The 20,032-nt window shown below is 51.7% G+C and carries 20 protein-coding genes and 1 pseudogene; 9 read left to right on the top strand and 12 right to left on the bottom strand.

Annotation, left to right across the window (positions count from 1 at the left end; all coding sequences use genetic code 11):
• The first annotated feature begins 24 nt into the window (after window positions 1-24).
• Entirely contained in the window at window positions 25-963 is a 939-nt protein-coding gene (locus RAC60_RS18900) for an IS110 family transposase (RefSeq protein WP_375094189.1), read from the top strand.
• A gap of 365 nt (window positions 964-1,328) precedes the next feature.
• Here RAC60_RS18900 and RAC60_RS18895 read toward each other — a convergent pair whose 3' ends face one another.
• Together RAC60_RS18895 and RAC60_RS18890 are read right to left on the bottom strand one after the other, a co-directional pair.
• Window positions 1,329-1,859, bottom strand: coding sequence for a hypothetical protein (locus RAC60_RS18895; protein WP_324030710.1), 531 nt, complete (start codon window positions 1,857-1,859; stop codon window positions 1,329-1,331).
• Between the two features lie 98 nt (window positions 1,860-1,957).
• Complete coding sequence (locus tag RAC60_RS18890; RefSeq protein WP_324030709.1) at window positions 1,958-2,233, bottom strand: hypothetical protein; 276 nt, start codon at window positions 2,231-2,233, stop codon at window positions 1,958-1,960.
• A 956-nt stretch (window positions 2,234-3,189) separates the two neighbouring features.
• On the opposite strand from RAC60_RS18890, the gene RAC60_RS18885 reads away from it, so the two are divergent.
• Both RAC60_RS18885 and RAC60_RS18880 read left to right on the top strand, forming a co-directional pair.
• Entirely contained in the window at window positions 3,190-4,854 is a 1,665-nt protein-coding gene (locus tag RAC60_RS18885; RefSeq protein ID WP_324030708.1) for a methyl-accepting chemotaxis protein, read from the top strand.
• A 75-nt stretch (window positions 4,855-4,929) separates the two neighbouring features.
• The gene (locus RAC60_RS18880; RefSeq protein WP_324030707.1) at window positions 4,930-5,235 is read left to right on the top strand and encodes a hypothetical protein; all 306 of its coding nucleotides are present in this window, start codon (window positions 4,930-4,932) and stop codon (window positions 5,233-5,235) included.
• A 230-nt stretch (window positions 5,236-5,465) separates the two neighbouring features.
• Here the strand turns inward: RAC60_RS18880 and RAC60_RS18875 are convergent.
• The 5 genes and pseudogenes from RAC60_RS18875 to RAC60_RS18855 all read right to left on the bottom strand — a co-directional run.
• Window positions 5,466-5,597: pseudogene (locus RAC60_RS18875) on the bottom strand (IS30 family transposase); the annotation flags it as partial.
• 247 nt (window positions 5,598-5,844) lie between these two features.
• On the bottom strand, window positions 5,845-6,642 hold the full coding sequence (locus RAC60_RS18870; RefSeq protein WP_022623065.1) for an inositol monophosphatase family protein: 798 nt from the start codon (window positions 6,640-6,642) through the stop codon (window positions 5,845-5,847).
• Entirely contained in the window at window positions 6,639-7,700 is a 1,062-nt protein-coding gene (locus RAC60_RS18865; protein WP_014606777.1) for an ABC transporter ATP-binding protein, read from the bottom strand. Before RAC60_RS18865 ends, RAC60_RS18870 begins: the two co-directional genes overlap by 4 nt.
• A complete protein-coding gene (locus tag RAC60_RS18860) occupies window positions 7,693-9,699 on the bottom strand; it encodes an iron ABC transporter permease (RefSeq protein WP_054634136.1) in 2,007 nt (668 codons plus the stop codon). Before RAC60_RS18860 ends, RAC60_RS18865 begins: the two co-directional genes overlap by 8 nt.
• Complete coding sequence (locus RAC60_RS18855; protein ID WP_054634135.1) at window positions 9,696-10,652, bottom strand: extracellular solute-binding protein; 957 nt, start codon at window positions 10,650-10,652, stop codon at window positions 9,696-9,698. The genes RAC60_RS18860 and RAC60_RS18855 overlap by 4 nt, the downstream gene beginning before the upstream one ends.
• 185 nt (window positions 10,653-10,837) lie before the next feature.
• On the opposite strand from RAC60_RS18855, the gene RAC60_RS18850 reads away from it, so the two are divergent.
• The gene (locus RAC60_RS18850; RefSeq protein ID WP_375094145.1) at window positions 10,838-12,067 is read left to right on the top strand and encodes an ROK family protein; all 1,230 of its coding nucleotides are present in this window, start codon (window positions 10,838-10,840) and stop codon (window positions 12,065-12,067) included.
• A 118-nt stretch (window positions 12,068-12,185) separates the two neighbouring features.
• On the opposite strand, the gene RAC60_RS18845 is transcribed toward RAC60_RS18850, so the two are convergent.
• Entirely contained in the window at window positions 12,186-12,788 is a 603-nt protein-coding gene (locus tag RAC60_RS18845) for a site-specific integrase (protein WP_054634134.1), read from the bottom strand.
• Between the two features lie 213 nt (window positions 12,789-13,001).
• Here RAC60_RS18845 and RAC60_RS18840 point away from each other — a divergent pair, with 213 nt between their 5' ends.
• The 3 genes from RAC60_RS18840 to arsC all read left to right on the top strand — a co-directional run bounded on the left by RAC60_RS18840 (window position 13,002) and on the right by arsC (window position 15,207).
• The gene (locus RAC60_RS18840; RefSeq protein WP_054634133.1) at window positions 13,002-13,355 is read left to right on the top strand and encodes a metalloregulator ArsR/SmtB family transcription factor; all 354 of its coding nucleotides are present in this window, start codon (window positions 13,002-13,004) and stop codon (window positions 13,353-13,355) included.
• A 90-nt stretch (window positions 13,356-13,445) separates the two neighbouring features.
• Window positions 13,446-14,735, top strand: coding sequence for an arsenic transporter (locus tag RAC60_RS18835; protein ID WP_054634132.1), 1,290 nt, complete (start codon window positions 13,446-13,448; stop codon window positions 14,733-14,735).
• A gap of 43 nt (window positions 14,736-14,778) precedes the next feature.
• Window positions 14,779-15,207, top strand: coding sequence for a glutaredoxin-dependent arsenate reductase (arsC, locus tag RAC60_RS18830; RefSeq protein ID WP_054634131.1), 429 nt, complete (start codon window positions 14,779-14,781; stop codon window positions 15,205-15,207).
• A 66-nt stretch (window positions 15,208-15,273) separates the two neighbouring features.
• Here arsC and arsH read toward each other — a convergent pair whose 3' ends face one another.
• From arsH to RAC60_RS18810, 4 genes are read right to left on the bottom strand one after another with little or no spacing between them, the layout of a single operon-like run.
• Complete coding sequence (gene arsH, locus RAC60_RS18825; protein WP_375094144.1) at window positions 15,274-15,987, bottom strand: arsenical resistance protein ArsH; 714 nt, start codon at window positions 15,985-15,987, stop codon at window positions 15,274-15,276.
• Window positions 15,988-15,992: 5 nt separating this feature from the next.
• A complete protein-coding gene (locus RAC60_RS18820; protein ID WP_033769959.1) occupies window positions 15,993-16,325 on the bottom strand; it encodes a helix-turn-helix transcriptional regulator in 333 nt (110 codons plus the stop codon).
• Between the two features lie 48 nt (window positions 16,326-16,373).
• Window positions 16,374-17,555 carry an MFS transporter gene (locus RAC60_RS18815; protein WP_253274990.1) on the bottom strand — a complete coding sequence of 394 codons (1,182 nt, stop codon included), beginning with the start codon at window positions 17,553-17,555 and terminating at the stop codon, window positions 16,374-16,376.
• 41 nt (window positions 17,556-17,596) lie between these two features.
• Window positions 17,597-18,124 (bottom strand): GNAT family N-acetyltransferase, encoded by a 528-nt coding sequence (locus tag RAC60_RS18810; RefSeq protein ID WP_058702411.1) that lies wholly within the window; start codon window positions 18,122-18,124, stop codon window positions 17,597-17,599.
• A 98-nt stretch (window positions 18,125-18,222) separates the two neighbouring features.
• Here RAC60_RS18810 and RAC60_RS18805 point away from each other — a divergent pair, with 98 nt between their 5' ends.
• Complete coding sequence (locus RAC60_RS18805) at window positions 18,223-19,128, top strand: LysR family transcriptional regulator (protein WP_375094142.1); 906 nt, start codon at window positions 18,223-18,225, stop codon at window positions 19,126-19,128.
• Between the two features lie 427 nt (window positions 19,129-19,555).
• Window positions 19,556-20,032, top strand: a 477-nt coding sequence (locus tag RAC60_RS18800; RefSeq protein WP_375094141.1) for an MCP four helix bundle domain-containing protein, incomplete at its 3' end; no start/stop codon positions are given.

Raw genomic sequence — 20,032 nt, 5'->3', positions numbered from 1 at the left:
TAAATGGAGAAACCTTTTCTCTTCATGTTGTCTCTGCGCAGGCGGCTGGTCTCTGTAATTTATTTCACCTCTCCTGCGAATGATCGCAGTGCGGTTGAGAACATCAGCCGCTGGCTGAGACTTCAGCACTGTGGACCGGAAGATGTTCATGTGGTGATGGAGGCCACCGGTGTCTATCACGAGCGGCTGGCCACTGCCCTGCACGATGCGGGTTTTTATTTGTCTCTGGCCAACCCTCACCGCAGCCGGGAGTTTGCCCGTGGCATGGGGATTATGACCAAAACGGACAAAGTGGATGCGTATATGCTCGCCTGTTACGCGCTGCTGAAAAAACCGCACCGCTGGGAGCCGCCCGCAGCGGATATCAGGCATCTCAGCGCACTTCTGCGTCGGCGGGATGTAATACTCGCTGACGCCGTGCGGGAGGAAAACAGGCTTGAAAACACGCCTGCAGACGTCATCAGTTCATGCATCAGGATGGCTCAACTGTTACGCGAAGAGGTAAAAAATATCGAACGGCAGATAAAGGCGCATATTAAGGCCAGTCCTGACCTTAAACGGGATTATGCGCTGCTTACGTCTATTAAATCTGTCGGGCCCCAACTGGGGATGCACATGCTGGTTGTGCTCCGCAGCCATCACTTTGAATCAGCAGACCAGGCGGCGGCTTTTCTGGGCGTGGTGCCAGTCGGGAAGCGTTCCGGTACCTCGGTCCCGGGACGTCCACGCATGTCTAAAATCGGCCCGCCTCAGCTGAGAGCCAAACTTTACATGTCAGCCCTGTGCGGAAAGATTCATAACAAACGTATGCGTAACATTTACGAGGAAATGTGCCTGCGGGGAAAACCCAAGATGGTGGCCATTGGTGCACTGATGCGAAAAATGGTTCACTGGTGTTATGGCGTCCTGAAGACGGGAACGGCTTTTTGTGACGGAGGCCCGCGTGCTGCGCTGAATTCCTGACTCAGGTTGAGTTGACACTTTACCGACTGAAGCGCTCATGAGGGCAACCGGGCGTAGTCCGCTATGAGCGAGGAACGGACTTTTGCAATGAAACGAAAACATCAGAATGGATAGGCCCGCTGAATGAATACCCACGTCCACGCGCAACTCAAAAGTAGTAGGCCTGTGTCTTCTCCGATGAATGCCGGATCGGTGCTGTCTATGTTCTTTTCACCGTCGTGGCTGTTCGCAGGGTAATTGAGCCGCTGTGCACACGGCCCGACTACTGGTTCTGGATGGGGATATTTAAGCGGCGGCCCCGGAAAGGATTTCCTGTCTTGCTCGGCCAGTTGTCGGCGGCTTTAACCATATAACCTTATTACTCACTATCTGATGAAAAAGTATGTTACTCCCTTATTCATAATGAGTGCTGGTAACCCGTATTCATGCTCTGCTGCCTGGTAAATAAATACCCATTCTGGCAGCTCTTTACTTAGCTTTTGCAAAACGCGCAGACGTTTTCGGGCAAGCTCTGGCGTATTAAAGACATCTCCGCGGGACAGCGCACTGACATCCAGCGAGCTAGCCCCCATTACACCACTGAACAGGTAACGTTTTCCGTCTGAATTGCGTGTCAGGAATGATGGCGTTTCATATATTCCCGAAATGCCACTCTGCCTCATGGTATAACCACAGTCTGGTCTGTTTACCATTGATCTGTATTCATCTACACAGCCCAGACCCTCATCAGTAAAACTCACCCCAATATAGACAGTTTTACCTGTATTTTTACCTTTGAAAAATGTGTCAATAATACTGTTGTAACCTCCTTCCATAATCTTATCAGTGCTTCCCATCTCCACGTTCCTGAACGCCGTTTCGGTAGCCTTTCTCATTGTATCAATGTACATGCGCATAGCCGACTCCTGGTCTGAGGCCAGCTCATGAGGAAGCCAGGCAATCAATCCCGAGCGCTCCCAATCTTCTGATGCGAAACCTGCATGTGGATATACAGTTATAAACTTCGGAGATCAAGATTACTCAGGTTATAGGGAGAACTATCATCTGGAGCTCCCCAGTAATAGAGTTTATTGCCGGAAAGCTTCAGATCTTCTGACGAAACATCCTTGTCTTTCCAGGGATCCTGCTTGGATGCTACAAAGACATTCCAGGCATAGCTGTGGGATGGTTCATATTTGAATCTTCCGTTAACGGCATCATTCGTCAGCAGGCATCCTGACAGTGTAATTGCTACAGATAATAGGGTAAAAAACCGGATAGATTTTTTCATTGTGACGCTCTATTCATCGAAAAATATTTTAATCACTACACCAAGAGGCAGTTTGTATATAGATAATTATTGTACGTCAACACCTGAGTTGTGATAGGGGTGTCAGCTCAGATTGGCGGTCAGTTATGAGTGAAGAGCGAACGTTAAGGTCTCTTCACAACAGTGGGGTTATACAGGATCAGGTTTTAGGCCACTCATACAGTATTTGCAGAACTTATGTAATGCAATGGGTTGAATTTAAAGATGAATTATCATTATAAGTAAACCTGGTATTTCGTATTACAAGAGGGGTTTCCATTAAATTTTATTGGGAATTTATGAAAATAAAGAGCATGATTTTAATCACTCTTTTGCGCCCTTTTCCAAACTTCCTTCACAGAAGCTCTCCATGCGAACCATCCCAAAGGAAGATCAGCTAAAGTATTTAGAGATAAATCCAGGTTAATAACGCTTTCGAGGCTTACCAGAACGGCATCCTCTTCATTTAGTGCTTTTGGATGATTAATATGGAATTGCCAACATCCATCCTCGCTATCGTGACAAACATAAGATATTCATCCCCCTGAAGAAAATATTTTTCTATTCGCTATAACTGCTGTATTGGGTTGGTCATCAAACTGCCACATTAAATCGGCCATTAATTGCTTCCTTCTTTGCAAAAGTTAAGCATTTTTTCTTATAAAACATGAGAATAAATCCTGCCCTACTCCCCTTTGATTAATACACCGACATCCTAGCAACGTACGCTCCTGGCACAAAGCAGACAAAGAAGTGAAAAAACAGATAAGCGTATCTCAGGGAGCGAGAGGAAAAATTGTAGTTAACAATTTACTGTTTCTACAATCACAGTTTACACATCTAGGTACACTTCAGACTCAAGTCGGCATGATTTCTTCCGAAACTGTCTACGAAGGTAAGCACTGACTTACTTAATATTCAAAAAACCGGAGCAAATCATGACTATTTCACAGCGCCTTTTTTTAACTTTCTCACTACTGGCGATATCACTGATTACCATCGTTACGGCCTCCGTATCCGTGGTTACAGGATTCCAGACCCGTTTTCAGTATGTGCAGGAAAATACCATTCCTTCCATAACTGACATTGATGATCTGATTAACAGCAGCAACATGCTTATTATCTGGCTTTATCGTCATCAGAGTTCAAAAAGCCTCACCCAGCAGGCACAGTTTGAAAAAGAAATAAACGAGCGCATTGACAAGTTGATTACAAATACCCGCCACTATCTAGAAGAGGACGTCTCTAACGAGGCTGATCGGCAGATGACGGAGGGGGAACTGGCCAAAATTCAGGAAATCAGGGCCAGGTTACCGGTTTTTCTTGCCGGCTCCAGAGCGCAGAATGATGACGTCGCCCTGCCCGCTATTCAGGGTAATGACGGTGTAGGCGCCACGACCCGCAGCCTGATTGCCGATTATCTGAAACAACGTCAGTTTAACGTTGACATCGGCAATGCTTATAACATCCAGAATAACCGCACCTATTACCAGACCCTGTGGGCACTCATTGCTGGCTCTGCTGCAGCCATTATGATACTGGGCTTCTTCACGGTCAGAACCATTCTGTCTATTCGCCGACATCTTAACGGAATGCGCTCGGTAATGGAGAGAGCCAGTGAACATCTGGATTTGACCCTCAGGGCAGACGACTCACGCCGGGATGAGATAGGGCTTACTGCAAAGGCGTTTAACCACCTGGTAAGTAACGTTGCCACCTCATTGAATGCGGTGGAGCAGGCAGCACATTCAGTCAGTTCCTCTTCAGGCGAGATAGCCGCAGGCAATGACGATTTGTCCTCCCGGACCGAAGAGCAGGCCGCTTCTCTGGAAGAAACCGCCGCCAGCATGTCCCAGCTCAGCGAAACGGTTCGCCAGACGGCAGAAAACACCCGACTGGCAAGCCAGCTTGCGAAAAATGCCCGTGAGATATCGAATGACAGCTCGGTTAAGGTTCGTACCATGATTGGAACCATGTCTGACATCCGCAGCAGCTCGGCTAAAATTACGGACATCATTTCCCTGATTGAGGGCGTGGCGTTTCAGACCAACATTCTTGCGCTCAATGCGGCGGTCGAAGCAGCGCGTGCTGGCGAGCAGGGGCGTGGTTTTGCGGTGGTGGCTGGCGAGGTCAGAAGCCTGGCGCAACGCTCTTCCGCCTCAGCGCGTGACATCAGGGAGCTGATTGAGTCCTCCATTGCTTTTGTCGAGGCTGGAGCGTCCCAGGCCAGCGATGTTGGTGAAAACATGACGCGCATGGATGATGCGGTACGTCAGGTCACCGACCTGATTGACGAAATTTCTGTTGCCGCGCAAGAGCAGTCTCTGGGAATAGGTCAGGTACATCAGGCGGTCAATCAGATGGATGATGTGACGCAGCAGAATGCCGCGCTGGTCGAAGAGGCCTCTGCCGCTGCTCGTTCACTGACTGAGCAGGCTGAGGCACTGAACGGTCTGGTGGCTGCATTTACGTTTAGTGAGGATGCATCAGTCCGGAAGATCGAAGTAAAACCATACAGCAGCAGTCCTTTAGCGAAGTCGGTGAGATTAACGCCACAGTCAGACATACACCACGGCAGCAACGATAACTGGACGAAGTTCTGATAAAACACACAGCCGCCGGTCACAACCGACGGCTCACCGGACTGCATCCGCGCGGCACTCAAAAAGGAAAGAGAAATGAACACTAATCCTGATTTTTCTGAAAAGCACAGGGAGCTAGTGGTACTTCATGAGCATATCTGCACGATCACGGAACAGATGAGTACTCATAGCTACCCTTCACTTTCGGTATATCTCAACAATCTTGAACATATGAGGCAATACTTTGAAGAGGTATCCCGCATTTATAGCATTGCAGGGTTTGAAAAGTGGTTGAAAGCTGCAGATACTGATTTATTTATCAACATCATGAGCCAGCAGCGTTCATTTGTCCTGCTCGGTAATATGCTGGGTAATCTGAAGCGTCTTTTCTTTACGAGTTAAAGAATATTATTGCTGAAATGGTTTTCGTTAACTAAGCAGTAATTAGATTAAGACGACTCAGTCCCGCAAGTGGGTCCGCCTGCCACTAATCCGGATGAAGTAGAGTGAAGCCAGCAAGGTGAGACAGTAATCACTGGTACTGATTAACTTCTAGATTATCTTTAAATCTGTGAGCCGGTAATGTCAGAGCAGAAGGTTACTCTGGTTTAAGTCCGCATTGAGTTGTGAGTTCAACCGATGGACGCAACACATCGGTCAAAACGCTCTGCGGGTGATTCACAGTCCAGCGTTTTTCTTGGCCTCTCGTTGAGCTGTCTGGCAACACTGTTTAGTCTTTGCTGTCTGTGAACCGATAAGTCAGTTTGACCTGCTCCCCATTATCAACACTAAGTGCTGTTTGCTACTTCCGCTTCTGGCACCAAGCGGACATTAAAGAATACCTGAGTCCGTTATGTGCGACACCGGTCAAAGTCGGGTCAGAAGTTAAAACGAACCCTACTGACATGCATACTTGAGGTCTGTGGTGCTCAATAGTTTTAAAAGCTATGGGCTGACACATCTTGCCTGTGCGCACTTCATATATGCATGTAGATATAGCTCACTGAGGGGTTATGAAAAGCGTTGATGGAACCAGTCATAAAGTTCAGGACGCGCTGCTACCACCGAACCTTCACGGGCTTCTTCGCCAGAAAATTGCCTGACCTGAATGCCGTTCTCCTGGGCAATCAATTTTCCTGCGGCGATATCGTAATAACTCAACCCGTCCTCAAAAAACGCGTCCAGTCTGCCTGACGCGACATAGGCAAGATCGAGCGCCGCCGAACCCAGTCGCCGGACGCCTGCGCTTTCAGCCATAAGCCGCGCCAGGCCGTTAAACAGCACCGCCCGGTCAATCACCTTTAACTGGCCTGGAACGGGCAGCGAGACTGAGCATAGTGCTTCAGCCGGTGTTTTCGCCGTCAAACCGGGAAGCGGCATACCATCCAGGCGGGCACCGTGACCTCTGATGGCGGTAAAGCACTCTTCCCGAAGCGGATCGTATACAACGCCCAGTATTTCCCCCTCGTCATCGCAGAGCGCAATGCTGACCGCAAAGTAAGGGATACCCCAGATAAAATTGCTGGTGCCATCCAGCGGGTCGACGACCCAGTATTGCGCATGGTGGCCGCGGGTAAACCCCGTTTCTTCTCCCAGGAAACCAAAACCCGGCGCGTCTTCGTTAAGACGCGAAAAGATGATGCTTTCTGCAGCCAGATCGGCGGCAGAAGCATAATCTGCGGTGCCTTTCTTACTGATGTCGGTGTCTTCCAGACTGCCAAAGCGCTTAACCAGCTCAGCACCGCCTGCCCGGGCTGCGCGTTTCGCCGCCAGAAGAAGGCGAGGTCTGTCGAGGTCATTTTTTGTCATGCCTCCTCCTTCATAAAACGTGGGTTGCCAAACGTAATGCCAACTCGCTTGCCGCGCGGCAGAGGGGCGCTGGCTTCAGCTGAGAGGCTGTGCAGGGGGCTGAATGACAAGGTGTGAACCCATGCGCGGCCAATATAACGTACATCCGTGACGGTCACGTCGCAGGCGCCAGTGCCCGGCTCACAAAAGTGAACGCTTTCGGGACGCACGAAAAAGGTTGCTCGTCCTCTGCGTGACGGATCGATGATGTTTAAAAAAGGACCGTCATCCGGTCTGAAGCCCTGGTCTTCCAGTACGCCGTCGATAAAGTTGGCCTGACCGACAAAGTCTGCCACAAAGCGCGTTTCGGGACGGGAATAGACCGCTTCCGGGCAGGCGAGCTGATCGACTTTTCCTCCCTTCATCACGGCAATGCGGTCAGACAGCGCCAACGCCTCTTCCTGATCGTGTGTGACATAAATAGCGGTCACACCGATGCGCTGCTGTAATTCACGCAGTTCCTGCCTTAACGAGACGCGGAGTTTTGCGTCAAGGTTGGACATCGGCTCATCCAGTAACAACAGTGGCGGATCGATAACAAGTGCGCGGGCCATTGCGATGCGCTGCTGCATGCCGCCGCTCATTTCAGCCGGATAGCGGTCTTCCACATGGCGAAGCTGCACCTGAGCCAGTGCAAGGCGAACCCGCTTTTGAATGTCTTCTCTACTGATTTTCCGTAACTTAAGTCCGTAAGCCACGTTATCGAAGATGGTTTTATTGGGCCACAGCGCGTAGTTCTGGAAGACAAAACCGATATTTCTGTCCCAGGGGGCGCGTGTTGACACGTCGACGCCGTCAAATAAGATGTGGCCGCTGTTAATCGCATGAAAGCCTGCCACTGAACGAAGTAATGTCGTTTTACCGCAGCCTGACGGGCCCAGCAACGTAAAGAACTCACCCGGTCGGATCGTCATTGAGACATCATCCAGAACAAGATGCGTGCTGTAGCGTTTTGATACAGACTGAATAGTCACCTCACAGCCTCGCCGCGATGCTGCGTCGTGATGAATGTCAGACATAATTGTTCCTCTCCGACTGCCCGTAGCGGACAACGGCATAAAGTGGCACATAGATAATCAGCATCAGCAAAATCGTCTGGGCTGCAGAAATGCCAAAATCGGCATCGACCAGCGTGTTTTCAAATATTACGGCCGTCATGGGCTTCCAGGGCGGACGATAGAGGACGATTGTCGAAGACAGTTCAGTGACGATATGTAAAAAAGTCAGCGTCGCACCGGTGAGTGCCCCGGCCAGCATTAGCGGGGCCGTGATGGTCAGAAAAACGCGAGCGGGTCTGGCACCTAAGCTGATGGCGGCTTCGTCGAGAGCAGGATGAACCTGGCGAAGTGCGGCTTCAGACGCTTTAACGGTAAAGGGCAGGTTTCGGACGACGTAAGCCAGTGCCAGAATAAACCACGTCCCGGTGAGCTGCAGAGGTGCCTGATTGAAAATCAGGATCAGCCCGATGCCCAGCACGGTTCCAGGAATAACATAAGGCAACATGACAAGACCGCTAAGCGAAGGCGCAAGGAATGTGTAGCGTTTACGCACCAGAACGTAAGCCACGCCCAGTCCACCGGCAAAGGCAAACAGCGTGCCCGAAAGACCCAGTGACAGCGTGACCCATGCGGGCATCAACCCGTTTTGCCACATGGTTATATAGTTAGCCAGCGTGGGCGTCAGCGTTGGCAGGCCCACACGCCATTTAACAAAGCTGGTAACCAGGACAGTGATGTGCGGGACAAAGGCCAGCAGCAGAACACAGCCGCTCAGAATAAGGGTCAGGCAGTGACCTGCACGTGAGAGTTCGCGTTGTTTGGGACGCCGTGATGAAACGGCAGCATACCCACGACGTGAAAGATAGAGCTGCTGCATCATGAGAAAAAGGCTGGAAATCGTAACCAGAACCACTGAACCCGTGGCCGCCAGTGCAGGGTTTCTTCCCGCTTCACTCAGAAACGCGTTATAGATCAGTACAGGTAAGACATTCAAATCAAGACCAATGATGCGCGGTGTGCCGAAGTCTGACAGGGCCGCCATCATCGCCAGATAGAGCCCTGTCACGATTCCCGGCATGGCTAACGGAATCTCCACTGTCAGACGGGCACGTAAGGGGGATGCGCCCAGAGACTCTGCTGCCTCAATATGGGACGCATCCAGTTGCCGAAAGGCGCTGTAACTGAGCAAAAATATAACCGGAAAAACCAGCCAGGTGATGACCCAAGTGACCCCATAAATGCCCACAATTGACGTCTGCAAGTCCAGCAACGTCGTCACAATCCCGTTGCGTCCCAGCAGAAGCCGCCAGGCATAGGCACCAAGGAAAGGGGGAGAAACCGATGCCATTGTCACCATGAAAACAAGCGCGTTGGCGCCTGCAATTCTGAAGCGCGCGATCATATAGGCCAGCGAAACGCCAATTAACGCGGCGAGCGTCGTGGCAAAAAAGGAAATCATCAGGCTGTTCAGGGTAGCGTGCAGCGTTTCACTGGTGGCAATAAAGGCAAAATAATGGCTGAGCGTATAGGTCAGCGTCGGATTTTCTGCTGTGATAAATGCATTCGTCGCGTGCCCGAGAATGACTGTTCCGTCTGGCTGCAAGGTAGCCGTTAGCGATTTTGCCGCTGTTCGACTGAAAAGGCTTCGCGGCGCTTGCTGAGTCAGGAGTAAAGTGTCGCTGCCCACGCCTAAATGCATTTCTCCGCGGCTTGCAGAGGTAACGCTGAGCGGCGATGTACTGTGAATCACTATTTTATTTGTGCCCGAGGCGACAAAACGCAGTGGTTCATCGCCACGTTTTGTCACCGTCACGCCATCCTTATCTGTTTTCAGCGTATAGTCGCGAGTCATTTCCGGAACGGCGTCAAGCCCTCCAGCCCGACTTACAAGGGTAAATTTGCCACTGTCGCTCAGCAATGATGCGCTGAGCAGGCGAGCCTGAGGCCAGAGGATGGTTATTCCACAGAACAGCAGCATAAGGACGGTGAACCAGCGCCATGAATCACGAAGCCCTTTCATTTTGGTAACGCCGCCTGAAAACGTGCGACGACAACCTGTTTAGGGTCCTGTGGCGAGATAATATTGAGCGTGCTCAGATCGGGAAGCGCAGCGGGAGGCGCGACATCTGAGCGGGCTGAACGACGTATCGTGAGATCCCTGACTTTTTCATGCGTGTCTTTCTGTCCGAGAAAGTCGATAAACAGTTTGGCCTGATTGGGATGAGGAGCGCCCTGAACGACAGCCTGTGCATCAATCTGACCGGTCACCGCATCAGTGGGATAAACAATGCTGACCGGCAGTCCGTTGGCTTTCCATTTAGCGCCCAAATCTTCGTTTATCCAGCCTGCCGCGGCTTCGCCATCACGGACGGCGTTGAAGGCATCATCGGAGCCTGCTGCGATCCGTGCACCTTTGACCAAATTGCTGATAAACGGCCAACCAAACTGTCCGGCAAGCGCCGATATCAGGGTATAACCGGTTCCCGAACGGGCCGGATCGGGGATGATCAATGTCCCCTGTTTTCGCCATTTTCCTGTCACCATATCAGCCTGCGAGGACGGCATTTCTGTTGAAGGGACACGCTTCGTACTCACGATGATGGGTTGCAGAAGAAGGGTAAAAGGATGCCAGATATGACGTGGATCTGCGGTGACCATTGCACTGTCTGTTTTGCTCTCATAAGGCTGGAACAGAGCCGCATTTTCATCATAAATCTGTGTGGGGCCGCCCCACAGGAGATCGGCTGAAGGGTTGCCTGCTTCGGCGCGCAGCCTTTCGACCACTTCGCCAGTACCGCCTCTTACCAGTGTGACGTTAATTTCCGGATGCACTTTTTTAAACATCTCAAGGACAGGTGATGTCGTCGTTTCACCGTGAGCCGTGTAAATCACCAACTCAGAAGAACTGGCGGTGCCCGTCATTAATAACGCGCTGACGGTCAACGCGACCAAGGAATAAAACACCTTACTCATTGTCGGCACACTCCTGCATTTAAATCCAGTTAATGGTTTAATTAAATTGTGAATGTGGGCAATTAAACGGGGCTTTTATGATTTTTTTATGACAAAAATCGATTTTTTTAAAAATTGAGCGCTGGACGTGATTAGGCTCTCCATTCTATTATCCATTTAATGGATTTAAAAAAGGCGAAAGCACTGTGGCATACCCGGGTAATAACCATGCCTTTTCAGGCCGCTATAATCGCAGGCTGGTTTTTGATCTGATCCGTACGGCTGGTGTGCTATCGCGATCGGACCTGGTCAACGCAACAGGACTCCAGCCTCAAACGATTACTAACATCACAAAGGATTTGCTTGAGCGTGGGCTGGTCAGTGAGGAAGGGCGCCTGCAACACCGACGCGGTGCCCCGCAAAAGTTGTTGCGGCTTAATCATCGCGCAGGTTGTGCTTTAGGAATACATCTTGATCGGAAAGGGATTACTGCTGTCGCCTGTGACCTTGCCGCAAATGCGTTAGCCAGCCTGCACGCGCCAATTGAGTGGAATAATCCTGAAGCGAGCCTCGACACCATCGCCCACGTCATTGCCGATCTGACGCTGAAGTGTGAGGGGATACCTGTGTGGGGAACCGGCATCGCGATGCCGACCCTGCAGGAGGCCGGATACGAGGAGTACGTCGGTGCACCGGGTTGGCAGTCGTGGAGCCAGATTCCCGTCGCCGACAGGCTTGAAGCGCGCTGTGGGGTACCGGTTATTGTTGAGAATGATGCGACTGCCGCTGCGATAGCAGAACGCCATGCGGGGGCAGCCAGTGGAATGACGCATTACGTCTATATCTTTGTCGGTCACGGACTGGGTGCCGGAATCATTGTCGACGGTCTGCCGTTTCAGGGGGCGTTTAACAATGCGGGTGAGATTGGGATGATCTGCTGGCCACCTGAGTTAACGAAGTGCCCCCGCGATATTCCCCCTTTCTCATTAGAGGAGCTGGCAACCACGTTGAACGTTGACCTGGATGCGGTTGAAAAGCCCGGCTATCTTGAAAAATTGTACGTTCAACGAGACAGTCAGCTGATGTCATGGCTGGAATGCAACAGTAAGCGGTTACGTATCCTTATTTCAGTCATTGAAAACATGTTCGATCCGCAGAAAATTTTGATTGGGGGCTATCTTCCTTCAGCGCTGTTTTCCTCGCTGGTTGATCGCACCTATCCATTACTTCCTTCTGTCTCTGCCCGAAAAACAAGAGACACGTCGCGGTTAGAAAGTGCGCGTCTTGGAGCTATGGCCCCTGCAATTGGCGCTGCGCTTTTGCCCGTAATAGCTCATGGCAGCCCGCATTTCAGACAACTGTCGCTGATGCGCACCAGAACTCAAACTATAGATCCTGAGGTTTTATTTGATCGGATTGCTGGTAAGGTTGATTAAAATCGTTGCCAGTTGGATGGCATGAAAGCATATCTAACCGTGCTTTCATTTTTTAATTTGTATATTCCTCAAATGATGTCTCCTTTTGGCACCGGGCTGCTGTTGCAGCCCTCCTAAATCAAACTTCAATAGACTCAGATATCTCCAGGGCATCATCCACTTCAATACCGAGATAACGGACGGTACTTTCGAGATTTTTGTGACCTAAAAGTAGCTGGATCACTCGAAGATTCTTCGTTTTTTTATATATCAGACATGGCTTGGTTCTTCGCATAGAATGCGTACTGTACAGAGTCTCGTCGAGACCCAGCTTATCAATCCATCCATGAAAAATACGGTTATATTGCCTGGTTGAGATATGTCGTGAAGAACCGACGCGGGACTGGAATAGATAGTCGCTACTATGTAGATGAGCCATTTTGATCCAGGCTGCTACAGCCTCTCTTGTTCCTTTAGTAAGTTCAAACTGTACAGGACTTCCAGTTTTTTGCTGCAGCACTGTCGCTCTGCCCGAAACAGAGTGGCCATAGGCTACATCAGAAACTTTTAGCTTTACCAGATCACAGCCCCGAAGTTTACTGTCCAGAGCCATGTTAAACAGAGCTAAATCGCGTACTTTTCCTTCCAGCTCAAGTCTGATACGGATACCCCAGATATGAGAGATCTGAAGAGGCCGTTTCTGGCCAATAATACGGCCCTTGTTCCAGGGGGATGTTGTCATGCTCAATCTCCTTTGGGTTAGGAGATGTGATTATGGTTGTCCCATATGAGCGAGGAGCGGACCTTGATCGATTACAACTTATTTATCGACGTACTCTATATCTGACCTGCAAGATAAAAAACCACCAAAAATATATATGTTTTAACGAATGTATAGTTGCTCGCTACCCCCTACTTAGCGATACTGCTCACTGTTTGTTAAACAGGAGTTTTAATGCTTCAGCTCAATCCTCTACAGCTTTTCAAAACGCTTTCTGACGAAACACGGCTCAGTCTGGTGCTGTTGCTGCGGGAAAAGGGAGAACTTTGCGTCTGCGAACTCACATCTACTCTCAGAGAATCTCAGCCCAAAATTTCTCGTCATCTTGCATTACTTCGGGACGCCGGTCTGCTTATCGACAGGCGTGATGGCAAGTGGATTCATTACCGGCTGTCACCTCATATGCCCGCTTGGGCGGCAGCTGTAATTGAACAGGCTTATCTGTGCCAGCGGGATGACATCCTGCAGCTCAGCCAGCAGGCTGAGCTGGACAATGTAACCACCAACGGCAAGCCAATCTGCATTTAAATTTTTTAATTATTCATATGCGTTTTAACGTATGTATATCTTTAAGTTCTCTGCGCCAGGTCTGACAGGTGCAGTATTAAAGGAGAGTATATGTTTCTGGCGGGTGCGATTTTTGTTCTGACGCTGGTACTGGTTATCTGGCAGCCGAAAGGACTGAGTATTGGCTGGAGTGCCGTTATCGGGGCCGCTCTGGCGCTACTGACCGGCGTGGTGCATATCGGTGATATTCCTGCGGTATGGCAGATTGTCTGGAATGCGACGGCCACGTTTATCGCGGTCATCATCATCAGCCTGCTGTTAGATGAGTCCGGCTTTTTTGAGTGGGCAGCACTCCATGTTTCCCGCTGGGGAGGCGGCAGAGGAAGGCTGCTGTTCACCTATATTATTTTGCTGGGCGCGGCAGTGGCATCGCTGTTCGCCAATGACGGCGCGGCGCTTATCCTGACGCCAATCGTTATTGCCATGCTCCTGGCGCTGGGCTTCAGTCCGGCTGCCACGCTGGCATTTGTAATGGCAGCGGGCTTTATCGCGGACACTTCCAGCCTGCCGCTGATCGTGTCGAACCTGGTCAACATCGTCACGGCGGACTTCTTTAAGCTGGGCTTCAGTGAGTATGCTTCCGTCATGGTGCCGGTGAATATTGCTTCCGTGGTGGCTACGCTGGTGATGCTGCATCTGTTTTTCCGCAAAGAGATCCCGGCAACCTATGACCTGGCGAAGCTGAAAGCGCCAGCGGAAGCTATACGCGACATGCGCACCTTTCGGGCTGGATGGTTTATTTTACTTCTGCTGCTGGTCGGATTTTTCGGCCTTGAGCCCCTTGGAGTACCGGTCAGCCTGGTAGCAGCGGTTGGGGCGTTTGTTCTCTGGCTGGTTGCCCAAAAAGGACAGGTTATCGACACCCGCAAGGTGCTGAAAGGTGCGCCCTGGCAGATAGTCATTTTCTCGCTGGGCATGTACCTCGTGGTATATGGCCTGCGTAACGCCGGCCTGACAGATTACCTCTCTGCTGCTTTGAACCGTTTTGCTGAGCACGGCGTCTGGGGCGCTACACTTGGCACCGGCTTCCTGACTGCGGCACTCTCTTCCGTAATGAACAACATGCCTACCGTGCTGATTGGCGCGCTTTCGATTGACGGCAGCACGGCTCTGGGCGTGGTGAAAGAGGCAATGGTATACGCCAACATCATCGGCTGCGATCTCGGCCCGAAAATCACACCCATCGGCAGCCTGGCGACACTGCTGTGGCTGCATGTGCTGGCTCAGAAAAACATCACCATCAGCTGGGGCTACTACTTCCGCGTGGGCATTGTGATGACCCTGCCGGTACTTTTTGTGACGCTGGCGGCGCTGGCCCTGCGCCTGTCTTTTCAACCTTAACCCCGGGGCTGCGTCTGTGCAGCTCCTTAACGGAGTACCGTTTATGACTGATATCACTATTTATCACAATCCGGCCTGCGGAACGTCCCGTAATACTCTGGCGCTTATCCGTAACAGTGGCGTGGAGCCAACAGTGATTTTGTATCTGGAGATGCCACCATCCCGCGACGAGCTTAAAAAGCTGATAGCTGATATGGGTATTAGCGCACGCGCCCTGCTGCGCAAAAATACAGAGCCGTATGAGCAGCTGGAGCTGGCAGAAGACCGGTTCAACGATGATGAACTGCTGAATGCGATGCTGGCTCACCCTATCCTCATCAACCGCCCCGTGGTTGTGACGCCGCTCGGCACAAGACTCTGTCGTCCGTCTGAAGCGGTTCTGGACATTCTGCCTGACCCGCAGCAGGGAGCATTTACGAAAGAGGACGGCGAAAAAGTCATTGATGAACACGGAAACCGGATCAGCCACTGATTTTTTCAGTGTGCTGCCGGCAGGAAGGGAGACGCAAAAACAGAAGCCGGCAGATGCCGGCTTTTTTCATATACTGCGCTGATTAACCCGCTCAGAGAGCTGCGCGGCACTTTCTTTCCTTTCGCTGTAGCGATCGGTCAGGTACTCACTGCGCCCGCGCGTCAACAGAGTGAACTTCATCAGCTCCTCCATTACGTCCACGATGCGATCGTAGTAAGGCGAAGGCTTCATGCAACCATCTTCATCAAATTCAGCCCAGGCTTTTGCCACGGATGACTGATTCGGGATAGTAATCATACGCATCCAGCGCCCCAGAATGCGCATCTGATTAACTGCGTTGAAAGACTGCGAGCCGCCGCTGACCTGCATGACGGCCAGGGTTTTTCCCTGCGACGGGCGAAACGCACCTGACGTCAGCGGTATCCAGTCAATCTGCGCCTTCATGATGCCGGTCATAGCGCCGTGACGCTCCGGGGAGCACCAGATCATGCCTTCCGACCAGAGAACCAGTTCACGCAGTTCCACAACTTTGGGATGCGTTTCAGGGGCATCATCAGGCAGCGGCAGACCGGACAGATTAAAAATTTTGACCTCTGCACCCATTGCCGTCAGCAGCCGGGCGGCTTCTTCCGTCGTCAGCCGGCTATAAGATCGTTCCCGCAGCGAGCCGTAGAGCATCAGAATGCGGGGCGGGTGCGCCACTTCTGCAGCCCTCAGCTTATCTTCCGTCAGCGGCACGTCCAGGAGTGAAGTATCAACATTTTTCAGGGTATCGTTCATGTCATTCACAATGAGGTCTCTTCGTGAGTCGTCGCGGGTGACAGGCTGCAGCTACTGCCTGCGCAGCATTCTTCTGTAAGAAAGGCCATCAGTTGTTCAAGCTGCGTATAGCAAGGTCTGCAAAACAAGGTACGGCTCTGCCGTTCCTGGCTGATCAGGCCCGCGGACATCAGCGCCGAAATATGATGACTGAGCGTGGAGGGCGGAATACCGAGGCGCTTCTGCAGAACACCGACTGGCAGGCCGTCATGACCCGCTCTCACCAGCTCCCGGTATACGCTAAGACGGGTCGGGTGCCCCAGCTCCCGAAGCGCATTTGCTGCTGTTTTTAAATCCATACGCCCTCCTTTAACTATATTTCCAGAATAATAGAAATATAATCAGCGTCAAATATTTTTCCCCGGAATGGATGGCTCGCCCTTATCCCGGTTCGGTCCAGCAGAGGAAGGATGACGACGCCAGATCACTATGGAAATCGCCGTGATGAACAGGGTAAGGATGGCAGATAAAAGCAGCGTGCCGGGTGTGCCGTATTGCTCCAGCAGTATGGCGTAAACTGACGGCGCGAGCGCCGCGAGCAAAAAAGCGGGTGACAGCAGTAAGCCTGTTTTACGGGCATACTGCTGCGGATCAAACAGCACAAGAGGCAGGACGGCCTTAATGACCGTACTCAGTCCGTTTACAGCCCCGTAACTCAGAATAAAGATGGCTGTAGCCACCGGGGTAACATTCCCTGCAAGGCCAACCAGAAAGCATAATGGCAGAATAATGCCGGTAAACAGGCTCAGACGGATCGCTGAAGTACGTGCACCGGAAGCCACGTCCAGCAGTCTGGCGCTCACCTGTCCCACCCCCCACAACATACCCGCTACGGCGGGCATACCATAAGCGGCCAGTATCTGAGGAAAATGAGCGGACACGCCGGTGGAAACAAAGCTTATCAGCGCTATCAGCGTGGCGTACCACAGGCCGCTGATGAAGGCTTTCCGGTCTTCTGCTGGTCCGATCGCCTGAAGAGCGGGCTGCCCGGCAACGGGAGGTTGACGCCGATAACCTGCCGGAACGGTGGTCAAAAAAAGCAGGCTGACAATGCCTGCACAGCCGTAAACGATAATGGCATGCCGCCAGTCGGTAAAGTGCAGTAGCGCAGCGCCAGCAGGCCAGAACGCGACTGACGCGAGACCACCCAGCAGTGTGACCAGGGTGATTGCCCGACGGGCCTCTGCGCCTGCAATTTCTACAAGCAGCGCAAATGCGGCATCATACAGGGCAAGTCGCATGCCAGCTCCCATCAGGAGCCAGACGGCAACCCACGATGTTGTTGAATGGGTAAAAGCCATCAGAAAACAACCGAGGACTATGACGAAGGTTCCCACCATCATCACCGTACGCCCGCCGGTACGTGCTATAAGGGGGCCGGTAAGTGGCGAGACAAGCCCCATAACAAGCATGGCAATAGTCAGCCCGGAGAATGTCACAACTGGTGACCGGCCTGTCTCCGACATGATGGCGGTCCCGAAGACCCCCGGCATATAGAATGTGATACCCCAGTTGATTAGCTGCGTCATGCCAATGCAGAAAATGGTGCGGCCTGTCAGATGCCCGTCAGTCAACCCGTGCTCTCCGGAAATGTGGCGTCGCCCTGCCCGAGCGTACGCTGCATGATGACCGTATCAAGCCAGCGTCCGTGCTTGAAGCCCACAGATCTGAGCGTTCCTGTAATGCTGAAGCCTGCCGCGCGATGCAGGGCAAGAGAGGCGCTATTTTCGCTATTTCCAACTACGGCCACGAGCTGGCGAAAGCTACGGTCCTCTGCCCATGTGACCGCACTCAATAACAACTTTTTTCCGATCCCCTGGCCCTGAAAGTTGGGGGCAATATATACAGAATTCTCCAGGGTGAATCTGTAGGCACACCGTTCCCGGTAGAGTGACAGGTAGCAGTATCCGCGGACATTGCCGTCCTCAACAGCCACAAACCAGGGCAGTCCTGCTGCACGCACCTTTTTCAGGCGGGCTGTCATTTCAGCCGGATCCGGCGGTTCAGTTTCAAAAGTGGCGGTGCCATGCAATACGTGATAAGCATAAATCTGCTGGATGGCAGGAATATGTCGTTCATCTGCTTCGGTTATTTCCATCGGTACGGCTCCTTCTGCGGTCATAAGCAGAGACTAACCGGAATGAATAATTTCAGACAGGCAGCAGGACTTATCAGCGGTATAAGGAAAATTTTGGCATGGCAAACCTGAACCTCGATCACCTGGCTACTTTCAGACTGGTCGTCAGCCGGGGCAGTTTCTCCGGAGCGGCTGAAGCACTTGGTCTGTCGCAGCCGGCAGTGAGCCTGCATATAAGACAACTGGAGCAGGCGCTTCAGGTCCGGCTTATTGAGCGAACCAGCCGGGGAGTAAGGCCCACGCCAGCCGGGCTGACTCTCGTTGAGCACAGCATGAAAATTGATGCAGTGGTAAGTACAGCAGTTGAATCGGTGTGCCAGCATTCTGATGAGATAACCGGCACTGTTACTGTTGGCACAGGCGCAACGGCCTGTATTCATTTACTTCCCCCCTTACTACAGCAACTGCGGCAGGCCCATCCCCTGCTGAAGGTGGACGTACGCACAGGTAACACTTCCGATATAGTGCGGGGCGTGGAGGAAAATCGTATAGATATTGGCCTGGTGACTCTGCCAGCTGCAGGTAAAAACCTGAGCATCATCCCGCTGGGTACGGATGAGTTTGTTGTCATCATGGAAAAGGATGCATCAGAGCCGAGTGCGAAAATATGGAATCCGGGCGCTTTGTTGCCGCTGCCGCTGATTATCTTTGAACCGGGAAGCGGGACACGCGCCCTGATTGACCAGTGGTTCCGGGAGACGGGACATATTGCCTGCCCGGTCATGGAGCTTGGCAGTATCGAAGCTATTAAAAGAATGGTCCGTGCCGGTCTTGGCTACAGCATTGTTCCCAGAATGTCCGTTGCATGCATTGAGGAAAGATCGGGGCTCGATCTTTACTCTGTGACGCCCCCTCTTCACCGGACTCTCGGGACAGTCATGCGGGAAGACCGGATTGTAAGCAGAGGTATCAATGAAGTGCTGAAAAACCTAAACAGCAGTTTTGCAAAAAACGAAATCAGATAAATATTCTTCGATATCTAAACCGGACAGGTCTACTCTCTCCGGCGAAGTATCACTACAGCTTTTACCAGCTACCAACGTCCGCTTCTGGCACAAAGCGGACATGTTCATCAGGAAAAATCTGCAAAAACTGAAATGCGGGCATTCCAGTCTTCTTCCTGCCTTTAAGACTGAAAAGTAGTGCTTACCGCCTTTCCTTTCGCTGCTCAGCCCGGTTTAACGCTGGCTCAGAAACAGCCATGCGCTCTCCCCGGCTTTTAGGCCTGATACAGTCAGAATGAACATTCTTTAATCGCTGCCGATAGTAATAATTCCGTCATAAAACTAAACGGAAATGTACTACATCGTCCTTCTGCTGCGCAGGAGAGCTTCTGTATCAGCACTGACGTCTCCATACATCAGTGCTGATACCCGACACCAGGGAACCTGTATGAACAACATTAAAATAGGTATAAGACTCAGTGTGGCTTTCGGCTTTATGGCATTGCTTGTGATTATCATGGTGCTGATTGGCGTCCTTAAAATTAACTCGCTCGGCAGTGCGAACGATGACATTTCAGGCAGCCTTTACAGCAAATCTTCCGCCTCCCAGTCTCTGCGCTATCTCACATCAGACATGAGCCGCCTCGCCCGCAATGCAATTCTCCTCAAAGACGAGTCTCAGAGAGAGAAAGCCATCAGTGACTACCGCAGCGAAAGGCATGAGCTTGACGGCCTGCTCGGACTGCTCCGGAAACAGGTGAGCTCACCCACAGGGCTGGAAATCTTTAAGCGTCTCACGGACCGGGCAGACCTCTTCCTGCCTTTCCTTGATGAAGTTGTGGCCCTCGCGAAAAACGGCAGGAGCGACGAAGCCACGCAGCTGCTTTTCGGTCCGCGCTATCAGAGCCAGGGGGAATTCATGGCT

Source organism: Pantoea sp. BR_17 (genome assembly GCF_041955125.1).
In the GTDB taxonomy this organism is placed as follows: Bacteria; Pseudomonadota; Gammaproteobacteria; order Enterobacterales; family Enterobacteriaceae; genus Pantoea; species Pantoea stewartii.
Note: the sequence above shows the minus strand (reverse complement) of the source record. Positions and strands in the feature narration are given on the sequence as shown.